A 14,485-nucleotide genomic window follows, 5' to 3' on the forward strand; every position below is an offset into this window, starting at 1 on the left:
CGATCGACTGCTGCACGCGCGAGATCACCGGCTGGGCGCTCGACGTTCGCTGCCGCGCGCCCGAAGCGATCGCTGTGATCGAGGCCGCGGCAGCCGAGCGCGGGATCGAACCCGGACGGCTGACGCTCGGCACCGACAACGGCAGCGCGTTCACCTCCCGCGCGTTCCGCGCCCGCCTGCATGCGCTGGGGATCAGGCACCGCCGCGGCGGCTACCGCGACCCCGAGAGCCAGGCCTTCATCGAGACCTGGTTCTCCAAGCTCAAGCAGCGCTGCGTCTGGCGCGAAGAGTTCGAGACGCTCGACCAGGCCCGCGCCACGATCGCCGCCTACGTCGAGCGCTACCACCACCGACCCCACTCCCGGCTGGCCTATCGCACCCCACGCGAGGTCGCCGCCACCTGGCAAGATCACGACGACCAGCTAACCCCAGCGGCCTGACCTGACAACGCCAACGGGGTCCACGCCAGGTCCGGCGGAGGCTCGTGATGGCGCGCTCGCGCGAATTCGCGTGTCCGCGGGGGCGGTCAGTCGGCCTGAACGGTCGAGATGGCCGATCACGATTCCCGCCCGCCGGCTCGCGGCGACGAAGCCGAGCTGTTCCGGGCCTACAACCACGAGCTGGTCCGTTCGGTGGCCGGGTCGGTGCGCGTGTCCTCGCCGCAGGTGATCGAGGACGCGTGCGCGTTCGCGTGGGCTGAGTTTCTCGAGCGCCAGCCTGACCGCGATCGCAACTGGAAGGGCTGGTTGTTTCGGGTGGCGCAGCGCGAGTCCTGGCGGCTGGAGAGCGAAGCCCGGCATTCTCCGACGCGCGACGTGGAGTACGAGCCGGGGACATGGGCGGCGGTTGATCAACGCGACCAGTACGCGATCCGCGACGATGTGGAGGACGCGTTTTCGATCCTCGAGCGACTTCCGCCACGGCTACAGCGGATCGCGATGCTGCGGGCGTTGGGCTTGCGGCAAACGGTGAGCCTCGGGGGTCGGATCCTACGAGCGGGGTAGCGCTCGACCAGGTCGACGGGGCGGCCGGCGCGCTCGTCGGGCGCGGCGATGGCGCCGGTGCAGGCCGGCTCGGTCGTGAACCTGATGGTCCACCGCCAGCCCGCGGTTACAGTGGCGCTCCAATGACCACGACCATGCGCGCCGTCGTGCTGGACGCCCCAGGCCCGCCCGAGGCGCTTCGGATTCGCGAGCTCCCGGTCCCCGAGCCGCGCCCAGGTTGGGTGCTCATCCGGGTCAAGGCGTTCGGGATCAATCGCTCCGAGCTGCACACGCGCCTGGGGCTCGCGCGCGGCGTCACCTTCCCGCGTGTTCTGGGCATCGAGGCGATCGGCGTCGTCGCCGCTGCACCCGGAGGCGAGTTCGAGGAAGGCCAGCAGGTCGCCGCGATGATGGGTGGGATGGGCCGGACCTTCGACGGCGGCTATGCCGAGTTCACCAGCGTGCCCGCCACCCAGGTGATCGCGTTTCGCTCCGAGCTCGACTGGGCGACGCTGGGCGCGGTTCCGGAGATGCTCCAGACCGCGCACGGCTCGCTGACCGTCGGCCTCGACGTGCGACCCGGACAGACGCTGCTGATCCGCGGCGGCACCTCGTCGGTGGGAATGGCCGTCGCGATCCTCGCCAAGGATCGCGGCCTCACGGTCCTTTCCACCACGCGCCAACCCGACCGCGCCGCGGCGCTCGAAGCGATCGGCGTCGATCACGTCCTCGTCGACGACGGCGATATCGCAACACAGGCGCGGGCGATCGTGCCGGACGGCGTCGAGGTCGCGCTCGAGCTCGTCGGCACCACCACGCTTCCCGACACGCTTCGCGCCACCGCCGTGCACGGCGTCGTGTGCTTCACGGGCATGCTGAGCAACCAGTGGACCGTCGCGGACTTCTACCCGATCGAGTACATACCGTCCGGCGTCCGGCTCACCGCGTACGGCGGCGACGCCGCCGACCTCCCGACCGATGTCCTGCAGGCCTACCTCGACGGGGTCGCGGCAGGCCGCCTCACCGTCCCGATCCACCGCGCGTACGCGCTCGACGAGATCGCCCAGGCGCACGCCGACATGGAACACGGGCGGGCGACCGGCAAGCTCGTCGTCCTTCCGGGTTGACAGCCAGCCCACGGCGGGTATCGTTCGTTGCACACCGAACGATCTCGGCGGTCTGGAGGATTTCGTGAGCGACCGGTTTGACGCGCGTGCCGGCGTTGGCGCGGTCGAGAATGCGCTGCGGCTTCTGCAGCTCTACCGCGAGCGCGAGCAGCTGGGCGTGTCCGAGACGGCACGACTGCTCGGCGTCGGGCGCTCGACGGCCCACCGCCTGCTGACGACGCTGCGCGCCCACGGCTACGTCGTCCAGGATCACAGTCGGGCCTATCGCGTGGGTCCGGCGCTGCGCGAGCTCGGGGCAGCCATCGCCGACTCGGGCGTCGTGCGGGCCCGGTGCCGGCTCTATCTGCAGGCGCTCTGTGACGAGCTGGGCGAAACCGTCAACCTCGTGGCTCTGCACGGAAGCGACGCCGTGTTCGTCGACTCGGTGGAGACGCGGCGCCCCCTTCGCGTCGCTGCCCGCGAAGGCGTGGTGCTGCCGGCCTACGCCGTGTCGGCAGGCAAGGCGCTCCTCGCGGCGCTTCCGGTCCATGCCGTGCGCGAGCTGTACGCCGACGAAGCGCTGATCCCGCTGACCGAGCGCACGCTGCGCACCCGCACCGCGCTCGAAGCTCAGCTCGAGCTCGTGCGGCAGCAGGGTTACGCCGTCAACATCGGCGAGAGCGAACGAGGCATCACCGCCGCCGCCTGCGCGATACCGGGTCGGGCGGCCGGCGAGCGCCTGGCGATCGCGGTTTCTGCGCCCTCGTCGCGGGTGCACGACGACGATGACCTGCTCGCGGTCGCCCAAGCGGTGTGCGCCTGCGCGGAAAGTCTCGCGCGCGGGCTCGGCGCAGTGGCGGCCTGACAGGGGATCACGGGACGGGCGTTCGCGAGGCGGACACCTGTCCCGCCCGCCGGAACAGCCGACTCGCGGGGGAGTTGACGTCCAGGCCGCCGCGCCACAAGCTTCGTTGCACAACGAACGAGATGGCAAAGGGCTCGTTCGACCGTCGATCGAGTGGCTGAGCCGGAGGTCGGGTCGCATGACCAGCGAGCATTCAGCGGAGGCCGTAACCCGTCGTCGCTTCCTTGGCGTCGCCGGAACGGCCGGCGCGGGCATTCTGCTCGCCGGCTGCGGGGTGAAGAGCTCAGCGACCGGCTCCGGCGGAGCGACGGGCAGGACGGTAAGGCTCGGGTACGTCACGCCGCAGACCGGCCCGCTGGCGCCGTTCGGCGAGGCCGACAGCTTCGTCATCGACGCCCTCCGCCGGCAACTGCGCTCGGGTGTGCGCCTCGGCGCCAAGCGCTTTCCCATCGACCTCGTCGTCAAGGACAGCCAGTCGGACCCCCGGCGAGCCTCAGATGTGGCCAGCCAGCTGATCCTCAAGGACAAGATCGACCTCATGCTCGTCGCCTCGACACCGGACACCGTCAACCCGGTGGCCGACCAGTGCGAGGCCAACGGCGTTCCCTGCCTGTCGAGCGTGGCCCCATGGGACGCGTTCGTCTTCGGCCGCAAGGGCACCCCCGACAAGCCGTTCAAGTGGACCTATCACTTCTTCTGGGGGCTGCACGACATCCTCGCCGTCTACCAGCGGATGTGGCGAGAGATCACCGACGACCGCAACGCCGCGGTGCTGTGGCCCAACGACGCCGACGGAAACTCGTGGTCGACTTCACCCGATGGCGGCCCCGCGCTGCGCAAGTCCGGCTGGAAGCTGACCGATCCCGGTCACTACGAGAACGGCATCCAGAGCTTCTCCCAGATCCTCGGCCGCTTCAAGGCGTCGGAGGCGCCGATCCTCCTCGGGGTGCCGATCCCGCCGGACTTCACGGTGTTCTGGCGCCAAGCCGCCCAACAGGGGTTCAAGCCCGAGGTCGTCACGATCGCCAAGGCGCTGCTGTTCCCTTCCTCGGTCCAGGCACTCGGTCCGCTCGCACAGAACCTCTCCACCGAGGTCTGGTGGAGCCCGTCGCACCCGTACAGCTCCTCGCTCACCAGGCAGGACTCAAAGGCGCTGGCGGCGGCCTACACCGCCAGGACGCGCAAGCCGTGGACGCAGCCGATCGGCATGGTCCACGCCCTGTTCGAGGTCGCCATCGACGCGCTGCGGCGCGCCGGCGGACCGGACCGCGATGCCCTGACCGGCGCGCTCGGGTCGACCAAGCTGGACACCGTGGTGGGACGGCTTGACTGGACGGCCGGCCCGTCGCCCAACGTCGCCGTGACGCCCGTCGTGGGAGGGCAATGGCGGCGGCAGGGCTCGCGCTACGACCTCACCATCGTCAGCAACCAGGGCCACCCGGAGATCCCGCGTGCCGGCTCGGTGGAGGCGCTGGCCTAGTGGCCGCGCAAACGTCACCGGCGCTGACCGCCCACGGCCTGAGCAAGCACTTCGCCTCGCTCGTGGTCTTCGAGGATGTCTCCCTGCAGTTGCGCGCCGGGGAGGTGCTGGGCGTGGTCGGTCCCAACGGAGCGGGCAAGTCGACGCTGCTGTCGGTGCTGACCGGGACGGTGCGCAGAGACAGCGGACGCGTGCTCCTCGGCTCCGAAGACGTCTCGGGCCATTCGGCACCTGACCGGTGCCGCCACGGACTCGCCCGGACCTACCAGGTGCCACGTCCTTTCCACGGGATGTCGGTGTTCGAGAACGCCCTCGTGGCCGCACGGTTCGGTGGCCGGCGCCGGGGGTCGGCCGGCGAGCAGCTGGCTTGGCAGGCGGTGGTGCGAGCCGGGCTCGAGCAGCAGAGCGAGCGCCGGGCCGGCGAGCTGGGCCTGCTCGATCGCAAGCGGCTGGAGCTGGCGAAGGCGCTGGCCACCGACCCGAGCGTCCTGTTGCTGGACGAGATCGCGGGCGGCTTGACCGATCCCGAGGTCGAGCAGGTCGTGGGGATCGTGCGCGGTCTTCGCGACGACGGCGTGGCGGTGCTGTGGATCGAGCACATCGTCCACGCGCTGACGTCAGTCGTCGACCGGCTGCTGTGCCTGGCGGGCGGACGCGTGCTGCGCGAGGGATCGCCCGAAGCGGTGCTGCAGGACGCGGCTGTCCGGCGGGTCTACCTGGGCAGCACCGCCGATGCGCTGGAGTCGGCCGCATGAGCGTCGTGCTTTCCGTCCGCGACCTCAGCGTCGACTACGGGCAGCTGCGAGCGCTCAGCGGCATCACCTTCGAGTTGCGGCGCGGGCAGACCCTCGCGGTGATCGGCGCCAACGGCGCCGGCAAGTCCACCCTCCTGGGCGCGCTGGCCGGTCTTTGGGCACCGGCTGAAGGGTCCGTCGGCTTCAACGGCCGAGACATCTCGGCGCTGCCTGCCTTCGTGCGAGTCGGCCTGGGGATCGCCCTCGTCCCCGAGGGACGACGCCTCTTCGCCAGCCTCACCGCGCGCGAGAATCTGCTCACCGGACAGCAGCGCGGCCGGTCGGGAGGATGGGACATCGCAGCAGTCGTCGAGTTGTTTCCGCTCCTTGAAGCGTTGCTCGATCGCCCATCGGGCCGGCTGTCGGGCGGCGAGCAGCAGGCGGTCGCCATCGGTCGAGCTCTCATGGGCAACCCGGAGCTGCTGCTCCTCGATGAGGTCTCGCTCGGCTTGGCTCCGGTGCTTGTCGAGCAACTCTACGCGGCACTGCCGCGCATCCAGGCGGCGGGCGCCACCGTGCTGATCGTCGAGCAGGACGTCGGCCAGGCGCTCGCCGTCGCCGATGAGGTCGTCACGTTGCTGGAAGGCCGGCAGGTCCTCCATGGCGCGCCGTCCCAGTTGCGACGCGAGGACATCATCGACGCCTACTTCGGGGCGAGGGCCGCATGAGCTTCGTCAACGTGGTGCTGCAGGGGGTGTTGCTGGGCGGGCTGTACGCGCTGCTGGGCTGCGGCCTGTCGCTGATGTTCGGCGTGATGCGCATCGTCAACCTCGCGCACGGCGATGTCGCCGTGGCGGCGGCGTTCCTGGCCGTGCTGGCCATCGACCAGCTCGGCCTCTCGGCAGTGGGCACGCTCGTGCTCGTGGTACCGGCGATCGCCGCCGTCGGTTACGCCGTCCAGCGCGGACTTCTCAACCGCGCGCTGCGCATCGGCCCGTTGGCGCCGTTGCTCGTCACCCTGGGCGCGGGCGTGGTCTTGCGCAACGTCCTGCAGCAGGCCTTCTCCGCTGATTCCCAGGGGCTTCAGGCGGGCGCGCTGAGCACCAGCACCATCCACGTGGGCAACGACATCACGCTTCCGGTGTTCGACCTGCTGACGCTGGCGACCGCGGTCGTGGTGATCGGCGCGGTCGCCGGTTTCCTGCAGCGCACCGCGCTGGGCCGGCGCGTGCGCGCGACCGCCGACGACCCGCAGACCGCCGCGCTGACCGGCGTCGACCCGCGCCACATCTACGCGGTCGCGACCGCGATTGCCTTTGCCACCGTGGCGCTCGCGGGGGTCTTTGTCGGGATCCGCTCGTCCTTCACGCCGTCGACTGGCCCTCAGGAGCTGCTGTTCGCCTTCGAGGCCGTGATCATCGGTGGGCTCGGGTCGCTCTGGGGAACCCTGGCCGGCGGCACCGTCCTCGGCGTCGCGCAGACCGTCGGGGCGCACATCGACCCGTCCATGCAGTTGCTCGCCGGGCACCTGGTCTTCCTGCTCGTGTTGCTGCTGCGACCTCAGGGCTTCTTCGCCAAGGCGGCGATCGCATAGTGTCCATACGGATCCTCTGCGTCGCCGGACTAGGGATCGTCGCACTGGCGGCATTGGTGCCCTTCGGCGTCGGGCCCGACCAGACCCATGATCTGGCCAACCTGCTGGTCCTCGTCATCGTCGGCGTGGCATGGAACCTGCTCGCCGGCTACGCGGGCCTGATCTCGGTCGGCCAGCAGGCGTTCATCGGGCTCGGCGCCTACACGTCGGTGTGGCTGGATGTCCATGGCAACTCCCCGCTGTTCGGGGTGCCACTTGCCGCCGTGGTCTGCGCATGCGCCGGGCTGCTGGTGTCCGTTCCGATCTTCCGCCTGCGGGGTGGGTATTTCGCCATCGGCACCTGGGTCGTCGCCGAGGTCGTGCTGCTTGCCGTCAAGCAGGTCGACAGCCTCGGCGGCGGGACTGGGGCCTCGCTCACGCAGCTGTCCGATCTCGACCCCGCCCAGCGACAGGCCACTGTCTACTGGCTGGCACTGGGCTCGGCGCTCATGGTGATCCTCGGCGCCTTCCTCCTGCTGCGCGGGCGTCAAGGCATCGCGCTCGGAGCGATCCGCGACAACGAGGAAGGCGCGGCGGCGATCGGAGTCGATGTCCAGCGCTCGAAGCGCCTGGTCTATGTGCTCGCTGCGGCGTCGACGGGAACTGCAGGCGCGCTCGTCGCGGTCAACTCCCTTCGGGTCCAGCCCGACGCCGTCTTCTCTGTCGACTGGACGACCACCATGCTCTTCATCGTGCTCATCGGCGGGCTCGCTTCGCTGGAGGGGTCGATCCTGGGCGCCATCGTCCTGTTCGCAGCCCAGCAGCTGTTCGCGGACCAGGGCACCTGGTATCTGGTCGGGCTGGGAACCGCCGTCGTCGTCATAGCGCTGTATCTCCCGCGCGGCGGCTGGGTCGCGATCACGCGCGATCGCTTCTCGCTGTTTCCGCTGCGCCATCGCGCTCCGCAGCGTTCCCGCCCGTCGGCAACCCGACACGAGGCGTCGTCGAGCCTTGTCCAGCCACGCCAAGGAGACGCGGCATGACCGTCATCGAACCCGATCCCGTCGTGCAACTGCGCGAGCAGATGCGCGAGCGCCACCTGACCCCCCTCTGGGAGCTCGAGGGCGAGATCATGGGGGTGCGGCCGCACCCAGGCACGCGCCCGTGGCTGTGGCGGTGGAGTCAGCTGTACGCGATCGCCGAACGGGCGGGAGAGCTTGTCCCGATCGAACGCGGCGGCGACCGGCGCGCCATCGCGCTGAGCAACCCGGGCCAGGGCGGCATGCCCTACGCCACCTCGACGCTGTGGGCGGCGGTGCAGTGGCTCAACGGCCGCGAGGTGGCTCCCGCGCATCGCCACACGTCGCAGGCGATCCGCTTCATCATCGATGGCGCCGGGTCGTACTCCACCGTGGAGGGCGACCGCGTCCAGCTCGAGCGCGGCGACCTCGTGCTGACGCCGCCCTGGACCTGGCATGACCACGGCAGTGACTCCGAGGAGCGCGCCGTGTGGATGGACGTCCTCGACATCCCGCTGAACAACTACCTGGACGCGCCGTTCTTCGAGCCGCATCCCGACGACAGCCAGAAGGTCACCGCCGCGCCCAACGCCTCGGTTCTCAAGTACGGCGTCGGACAGCTGCGTCCCGCTTGGGAGCCGCCCAGCCTCGGCCGGTCCCCGCTGCAGACATACAAGTGGTCGGACACCCGCCGGGCGCTCGACAACCTCGCGAAGGTCGCCGCCGATCCCTTCGACGACGTCGTGCTCGAGTACACCAACCCGCACACGGGGGGCCCGGTCATGGCCACCTTCACCTGCTGGATGCAGCTGCTGCGCCCCGGTGTCCACACCCGCGCGCATCGACACACCGGAAGCTCCGTGTACCTGGCGTACGAGGGCCGCGGTGCCACCGTCATCGAGGGGGTCCGCTTCTCGTGGACGGCCGGGGACATGTTCGTGATTCCGAGCTGGGCGACCCACGAGCACGTCAACGACGGGGCCGACCCGGCGTTGCTCTTCTCCGTCCACGACACGCCGCTGTTGAAGGCGGTGGATAAGTACCGCAGTGAGCCGCACGACTCGCCGGACGGGCGTCAGCGCGTGACCGGCGAGTTCAGCTGAACACAACCCAAGAGGAGAGGATGTTCAATGCACAAGAGCTCAGCGGTCAACCGCTGGCGTGCTCAGGTGACCCGGCATCGAGTCGCCTTCGCCCTGCTGGCCGGCTTTCTCGCCACCCACATCGCCACCATCACGGGCTACTGGTATCCGGTCTGGCACTGGCCGAAGATGGACTATGGCGTCCTCAACGGCATCATCCTCGTGCCCAAGGAGGACCCGACGACCCAGTTCGTCATCGGCATGATCGCCCACTACGGGACCGGGATGTGCTTCGCGCTCATCTTCGCATTCCTGATTCATCCGCTGCTGCCCGGGCCAAACAGCGTGCCGGCGAATGTGCTGAAGGCCCTCGGGTTCGGCATGGTGCTGGCGACCTTCGCCTGTCTGATGTGGATTCCCGGCAACTTCCCGCAACTGCACGCGGGCTTCTTCATGCACAACCTCGGCTGGCAGACCATCGCCGCCACCTATCTCTGGCACGTGTTCTACGCGGTGCATCTCGGCGCGCTGTACTCGCCACTGCCCGAGGAGGCCGAGCCCGAGCCGGCGCCCAGCTTGATCCGCACCAGCGCGCTCGCCGACGGCAACGGCCACGCGTCCGCCCAACTGGCTGACGCCGTCAGCTGACAGGAGCGCGCACATGACCGAACCGATCGTGATCTCGCGCGACGCCACCGCCCGGGTGCTGCCCACGCACGCCGAGCACCTCATCGACGGCCACTGGCAGGGCTCGAGCACCGTGTCGCAGTCGTTCAGCCCGGCGACCGGGGAGCCGCTGGGGACATTCGCCGATGGCGGTGCCCCCGAAGCGCGGGCCGCCATCGAGGCGGCGCGCCGCGCGTTCCGCGCCACTTCGTGGTCGCGCGACCGGCAGCTGCGCAGCCGGGCGCTCCTGCAGATGGCCGACCTGCTCGAGCGCCGGCGCGATCAGTTCATCCTCGGGCTGGCGCAAGAGAACGGCAAGCCGTTGGCCGAGGCCGGCCTGGAGATCGACCTCACGATCCCCAAGCTGCGCTACGCGGCCGCACTCGCGCTCACCGACTCCGGACGGACCGCCGAGGTCGCCCCCGGCCTGTACGGGCAGACCCTGCGCCAGCCTGCGGGCGTGGCCGGCATCATCGTTCCGTGGAACTCGCCGGTCGTGCTCGTGGTGCGCTCGCTCGCGCCCGCCCTCGCGGCCGGGTGCACGAGCGCGGTGAAGATGCCGGGCCAGACGGCGCTCGTCAACGGCATGTTCGCCCAGTTGGTGGCGGACACCGACAGCTTGCCGGCCGGCGTGGTGAACATCTTCACCGAGTCGGGCAACGAGGGGGCACCGCGGCTCATTTCTTCGCCCGACGTCGACGTCGTCTCCTACACGGGCTCCACGGGCGTGGGTCGCGTCATCATGCGCGAGGCCTCGGCGCGGTTGAAGCCGGTGTCGCTCGAGCTGGGCGGCAAGACGCCGAGCATCGTCTTCGACGATGCGGATCTCGAGGCGGTGGTGCCGACACTGGCCAAGTCGATCACCGTCTTCGCCGGGCAGTTCTGCATGACCGGCAGCCGCATCCTCGCGCAGCGCGGCATCGCCGACGAGCTGCGTGAACGCCTGCGCCAGGCGCTGGAGGCCGTCAAGGTCGGCCCGGGCGACGACCCGGGCTCCGACATGGGGCCGATGATCGACCAGGCCAACGTCGACCGCGTCGATGCGATCGTCGAGCGGGCGCTCGGCTACAGCACAGCGATCGTCCGCGGCGGCCGGCCGGACGACCCGGCGCTGGCGTCGGGGGCCTACTTCCGCCCGGCGCTGCTGGAGGTCGGCGACCCGAACGCCGAGATCGTCCAGCAGGAGGTGTTCGGGCCGGTGGCGACGTTCGAGGTATTCGACACCGAGCAGGACGCGATCAGCCTCGCCAACGCCACCGACTACGGTCTAGCCGCGGGGATCTGGACCCGTGACGTCGACCGTCCGCTGCGCGTCGGGCGCGAGCTCGATGTGGGCACCGTGTGGACCAACACCTGGGCAGCCGTCGTCGACCAGTTCGAGGAGGGCGGCTTCAAGCAGAGCGGCGTAGGGCGCCTGAACGGCCTGCGCTCGCTCGAGGAGTTCCTCGAGATCAAGACGCTCCTGCACGCCGCGCCGGCGTCCGGGTAGCCGCCCTGGCGCGGCTCAGTGGCGGGACGGCCGGGGGAGGACGAACTGCTGCCGCGTGTGGGCCCACAGGTCGCCGCCCATCCGTCCCACCAGGTCAAGCGCCTCGGGACGGGGAAGGTAGTGCTCGTCGAGGACGTCGGCGAGCACGTGCACACGCAGCACCCGGCCGATCACGAGCGAGTTGCTCGGCTCGTCCGCGCCCAACTCGATGATCTGATGGACACGGCACTCGAGCGCAGCCGGAGCCTGCTGGACCCGCGCCGGTGCCACGGTCTCAGAGGCGATCGGTGTGACACCGGCGAGATCCCATTCGTCCACTTCGGGCCCGAGCTCGGCCGAGGTCGAGTTCGCCGTGTCAGCGAGGGACGCCGATACCAGGTTGACCACGAACTCGCCGGTCGCGCGGACGTTGGCCAGCGTGTCCTTGGGAATCCCCTGCCGGCTGCCAGGGCTCACGCCGACGGTCGGTGGGTTGAACGAGAAGGCGTTGAAGAACGAGAACGGCGCGAGGTTGCGTGTGCCATCGGACGCAACGGTCGAGACCCAGGCGATGGGGCGCGGGTAGATCAGCCCGTTGATCAGGTTGTTGCGCTGCCGGCGGTTGAGCAGCCGAGGGTCGAAGGAAGTCACCGCTGCACCTCGGCGGCGAAGACGTTGCGCAGCGTGCCCAAGCCCGTGATCGAGACCTCGCAGATCTGGCCCGCCCGCAGATAGGGCGGAGGATCCATCGCGTCGGCCACGCCGCCGGGGGTCCCGGTGGCGATGATGTCACCCGGGCGCAGCGCGACGATCGTGGAGATGTCGGCCACGAGCCGCTCGAGCCCGAAGACCAGGTCGTCGATGCGCGCGTGCTGGCGGCGCTCCCCATCGACCGTGACCTCGAGCACGGCGCTGTCCAGGTCGGTGTCGTCGAGTGTGGTCAGCCACGGTCCGACGGGCGTCGAGCGCTCCCACGTCTTGCCGGCGAACCACTGCAGCGAGCGGCGCTGGTAGTCGCGCATGGTGACGTCGTTGATCACGCACACGCCGGCCACGGCGTCGACCGCCTGTGCGGCCGCGAGATCGCGTCCGCCGGCTCCGATGACGACGCCCAGCTCGCCTTCGTAGTCGACGTGCTCGGGCGCGGCGGCCGGCAGCTCGATGCTGGCGTACGGGTCCGTCAGCGCGCGCGGGAGCATCGAGAACAGCGTCGGCGACTGTGGAAGCTCGCGGCCCATCTCGCGGATGTGCGAGGCGTAGTTGAGGCCGACGGCGATGACGGCGCCGGGCTCGAGGATCGGTCGGCGAAGGTCGCCGTCCTGGAACGGCGCGGCAGCGCGGACCAGCGCGGCCTCGGCATGCTCGCGCCACGGCTCCGGATCGGCCAGCAGCGCGCCGACGTCACGGAAGCGCGCCCCGGTCGCGTCCAGCACGGGGTGCGCCCCGGCGGTCGAGAGGGCGGCGGCGAACGTCCCGGAGCGGCTGTGAACGGTGGCGAGGCGCATCGTCCCAGTATCGTTCGTTGTGCAACGAACACCCGGCACCCGTTCCGGTACGCGGAACGAACGCGTCGCCACCTTCCGGCTCCCGCGCTTATCATTCGTTGCGCAACGAGCGAGTGGAGAACGATGAAGATCACGGCCGCCGTAGTCGCCGAGAAGTCCGCGCCGTTCGAGCTTCGCGAACTCGAGCTCGAGGCCCCGCGTTCCGACGAGGTGCTCGTGCGCATCGTGGCCACCGGCATCTGCCAGACCGATCTGCACGTCCGAGATCAGGAATACCCCGTTCCCCTGCCGGCCGTGCTCGGCCACGAGGGGGCGGGCGTCGTGGAAGCGGTCGGAGCGGCCGTGAGCTCAGTCCGCCGCGGCGACCACGTCGTCCTCAGCTATCAGGCCTGCGGCCACTGCCGCCCCTGCCTTCAGGGCCGCTACCCCTATTGCCGGCGCGCCTTCGAGGCCAACTTCGGGTGTGCTCGGCTCGACGGGAGCGCCGGCCTGCACAACGGCGTGGGTCCCGACGTCCACGGGCACTTCTTCGGCCAGTCGAGCTTCGCCACCTACTCCCTGGCCACCGAGCGCAACGTGGTCAAGGTGCCCCGCGACGTGCCGCTCGAACTGCTCGGACCGTTGGGGTGCGGCCTGCAGACGGGAGCCGGCGCCGTGCTCAACTCGCTCAAAATCCCGGCCGGCGCGAGCCTCGCGGTATTCGGCTCCGGTGCCGTCGGTCTCGCCGCGATCATGGCCGCGAAGGCTGCCGGCGCGCACATGGTCGTCGCTGTCGACGTCAACCCCGCGAGGCTCGAGCTTGCCGGAGAGTTGGGCGCCAGCCACGTGCTCGACCCGCGCGGGGTCGACCTGCGTGACGCGCTCACCGCCATTGTCCCAGGCGGGCTGGACTTCGTCCTTGAGATCACCGCGCGCCCCGAGATGCTCAAGGCGGCCGTGGACGTCCTGGCGCCCCTGGGGACCGCCGCGCTGATCGGAGGCGCGCCGCAGGGCACGGAGGCTTCGGTCGACATGAACACCCTCTTGTTCGGGCGAACCGTGCGCGGGATCATCCAGGGCGACTCCATCCCGCAGCTCTTCGTCCCGCAGCTGATCGAGATGTACCGCGCGGGCCGCTTCCCATTCGATCGCCTCGTGCGGTTCTACGAGCTCGAGCAGATCAACCAAGCCGTGGCGGACATGCGCCGCGGTGCCACCGTCAAGCCGATCCTTCGGGTGAGCGCGCCATGAGCGGCGTTGGCGCGGGTCCGCCGGCTCGACTACCGTTCGTCTCTCAACGAACGGAACGACGCCGCCTTGCCCAAAGCCTCCTCAGAGTCCCTCACCATCGGCGAGCTCGCCGCATGGCGCGGCTTCTTGCGTACGCATGCCCGGCTCCTGCGCCAGCTCGACCGTCAGCTGACCGAGGAGCAGGGTCTCGCCACGTCCAGCTACGAGGTGCTGCTGCGCCTGGCCGAGGCGCCGCGCGGAAGCATGCGCATGAAGGACATCGCCGACAGCCTGCTGCTCTCGCGCAGTGGTCTCTCGAGGGTCGTCGACGAGCTCGAGCGCAAGGGCTACGTCGCACGGCAACCCTGCGCGACGGACGCGCGAGGCACCGAGGCCGTGATCACCCGCAGCGGTCGCGGCGCGTTCCGCAAGGCCCAGAGCTCCCATCTGCGCAGCGTCCGCGCCGAGTTCCTCGGCAAGCTCAACGAGAAGCAGCTACGGGAGCTTGCCGACGTCTGGACGGCTGTGGGGCTCGCCGAGCAGCCCGACACCGACTACGGCACCTGAAGCTCCGGCCGGCACCACGATGAGCACGGGTCGAGGCGAGCGGATCCGTGTCGGCATCATCGGCGCCAATCCGGATCGGGGCTGGGCGGCGCAGGCGCACATCCCCGCATTGACGTCGCTCTCAGACGACTTCGAGATCACGGCGCTGTCCACCAGCCGGCGCGAAGCGAGGGAACGCATTTCTGCCCGACGTTTGAAGACGCCGTCACGCGCCATCGGATGTTGAAC

17 protein-coding genes are annotated in these 14,485 nt (G+C 70.1%); 15 read left to right on the plus strand and 2 right to left on the minus strand.

The window, feature by feature from the left end:
* The 12 genes from H958_RS39805 to H958_RS0123395 form a co-directional block, all read left to right on the plus strand.
* Positions 1-440: DDE-type integrase/transposase/recombinase (locus H958_RS39805; protein ID WP_156027664.1), on the plus strand; the 440-nt coding region annotated here is incomplete at its 5' end.
* Positions 441-548: 108 nt separating this feature from the next.
* On the plus strand, positions 549-1,004 hold the full coding sequence (locus H958_RS0123345) for an RNA polymerase sigma factor (RefSeq protein ID WP_028060416.1): 456 nt from the start codon (positions 549-551) through the stop codon (positions 1,002-1,004).
* 122 nt (positions 1,005-1,126) lie between these two features.
* Positions 1,127-2,110: a zinc-binding alcohol dehydrogenase family protein gene (locus tag H958_RS0123350; RefSeq protein WP_028060417.1), complete on the plus strand. Its 984-nt coding sequence runs from the start codon at positions 1,127-1,129 to the stop codon at positions 2,108-2,110.
* Positions 2,111-2,174: 64 nt separating this feature from the next.
* Positions 2,175-2,954, plus strand: a complete 780-nt coding sequence (locus tag H958_RS0123355; protein ID WP_028060418.1) for an IclR family transcriptional regulator — start codon at positions 2,175-2,177, stop codon at positions 2,952-2,954.
* A 178-nt stretch (positions 2,955-3,132) separates the two neighbouring features.
* Complete coding sequence (locus tag H958_RS0123360; RefSeq protein ID WP_028060419.1) at positions 3,133-4,434, plus strand: ABC transporter substrate-binding protein; 1,302 nt, start codon at positions 3,133-3,135, stop codon at positions 4,432-4,434.
* Positions 4,434-5,189 carry an ABC transporter ATP-binding protein gene (locus H958_RS0123365; RefSeq protein ID WP_028060420.1) on the plus strand — a complete coding sequence of 252 codons (756 nt, stop codon included), beginning with the start codon at positions 4,434-4,436 and terminating at the stop codon, positions 5,187-5,189. Before H958_RS0123360 ends, H958_RS0123365 begins: the two co-directional genes overlap by 1 nt.
* Positions 5,186-5,896, plus strand: coding sequence for an ABC transporter ATP-binding protein (locus H958_RS0123370; protein WP_028060421.1), 711 nt, complete (start codon positions 5,186-5,188; stop codon positions 5,894-5,896). The genes H958_RS0123365 and H958_RS0123370 overlap by 4 nt, the downstream gene beginning before the upstream one ends.
* The gene (locus H958_RS0123375) at positions 5,893-6,762 is read left to right on the plus strand and encodes a branched-chain amino acid ABC transporter permease (protein ID WP_028060422.1); all 870 of its coding nucleotides are present in this window, start codon (positions 5,893-5,895) and stop codon (positions 6,760-6,762) included. The genes H958_RS0123370 and H958_RS0123375 overlap by 4 nt, the downstream gene beginning before the upstream one ends.
* A complete protein-coding gene (locus tag H958_RS39810) occupies positions 6,762-7,784 on the plus strand; it encodes a branched-chain amino acid ABC transporter permease (protein WP_196807518.1) in 1,023 nt (340 codons plus the stop codon). The genes H958_RS0123375 and H958_RS39810 overlap by 1 nt, the downstream gene beginning before the upstream one ends.
* On the plus strand, positions 7,781-8,863 hold the full coding sequence (locus H958_RS39815; protein WP_037411305.1) for a cupin domain-containing protein: 1,083 nt from the start codon (positions 7,781-7,783) through the stop codon (positions 8,861-8,863). Before H958_RS39810 ends, H958_RS39815 begins: the two co-directional genes overlap by 4 nt.
* Positions 8,864-8,890: 27 nt before the next feature.
* The gene (locus tag H958_RS0123390; protein ID WP_156028206.1) at positions 8,891-9,490 is read left to right on the plus strand and encodes a hypothetical protein; all 600 of its coding nucleotides are present in this window, start codon (positions 8,891-8,893) and stop codon (positions 9,488-9,490) included.
* 13 nt (positions 9,491-9,503) lie between these two features.
* Positions 9,504-10,997, plus strand: coding sequence for an aldehyde dehydrogenase family protein (locus tag H958_RS0123395; RefSeq protein WP_037411306.1), 1,494 nt, complete (start codon positions 9,504-9,506; stop codon positions 10,995-10,997).
* Positions 10,998-11,012: 15 nt separating this feature from the next.
* Here the strand turns inward: H958_RS0123395 and H958_RS0123400 are convergent, their stop codons facing one another.
* Together H958_RS0123400 and H958_RS0123405 are read right to left on the minus strand one after the other, a co-directional pair.
* Positions 11,013-11,627 carry a flavin reductase family protein gene (locus H958_RS0123400; RefSeq protein ID WP_037411309.1) on the minus strand — a complete coding sequence of 205 codons (615 nt, stop codon included), beginning with the start codon at positions 11,625-11,627 and terminating at the stop codon, positions 11,013-11,015.
* Positions 11,624-12,481: a fumarylacetoacetate hydrolase family protein gene (locus tag H958_RS0123405; protein WP_028060426.1), complete on the minus strand. Its 858-nt coding sequence runs from the start codon at positions 12,479-12,481 to the stop codon at positions 11,624-11,626. Before H958_RS0123405 ends, H958_RS0123400 begins: the two co-directional genes overlap by 4 nt.
* A 123-nt stretch (positions 12,482-12,604) precedes the next feature.
* On the opposite strand from H958_RS0123405, the gene H958_RS0123410 reads away from it, so the two are divergent.
* The 3 genes from H958_RS0123410 (at position 12,605) to H958_RS46645 (ending at position 14,483) form a co-directional block, all read left to right on the plus strand.
* Positions 12,605-13,711, plus strand: coding sequence for an NAD(P)-dependent alcohol dehydrogenase (locus tag H958_RS0123410; protein WP_028060427.1), 1,107 nt, complete (start codon positions 12,605-12,607; stop codon positions 13,709-13,711).
* Positions 13,712-13,777: 66 nt separating this feature from the next.
* Positions 13,778-14,257, plus strand: coding sequence for a MarR family winged helix-turn-helix transcriptional regulator (locus H958_RS39820; RefSeq protein WP_196807519.1), 480 nt, complete (start codon positions 13,778-13,780; stop codon positions 14,255-14,257).
* Positions 14,258-14,276: 19 nt separating this feature from the next.
* Positions 14,277-14,483 carry a hypothetical protein gene (locus H958_RS46645; protein ID WP_156028207.1) on the plus strand — a complete coding sequence of 69 codons (207 nt, stop codon included), beginning with the start codon at positions 14,277-14,279 and terminating at the stop codon, positions 14,481-14,483.
* The last annotated feature ends 2 nt before the right edge of the window (positions 14,484-14,485 follow it).

The sequence above is a fragment of the Candidatus Solirubrobacter pratensis genome, assembly GCF_000425945.1.
Taxonomy (GTDB): domain Bacteria; phylum Actinomycetota; class Thermoleophilia; order Solirubrobacterales; family Solirubrobacteraceae; genus Solirubrobacter; species Solirubrobacter pratensis.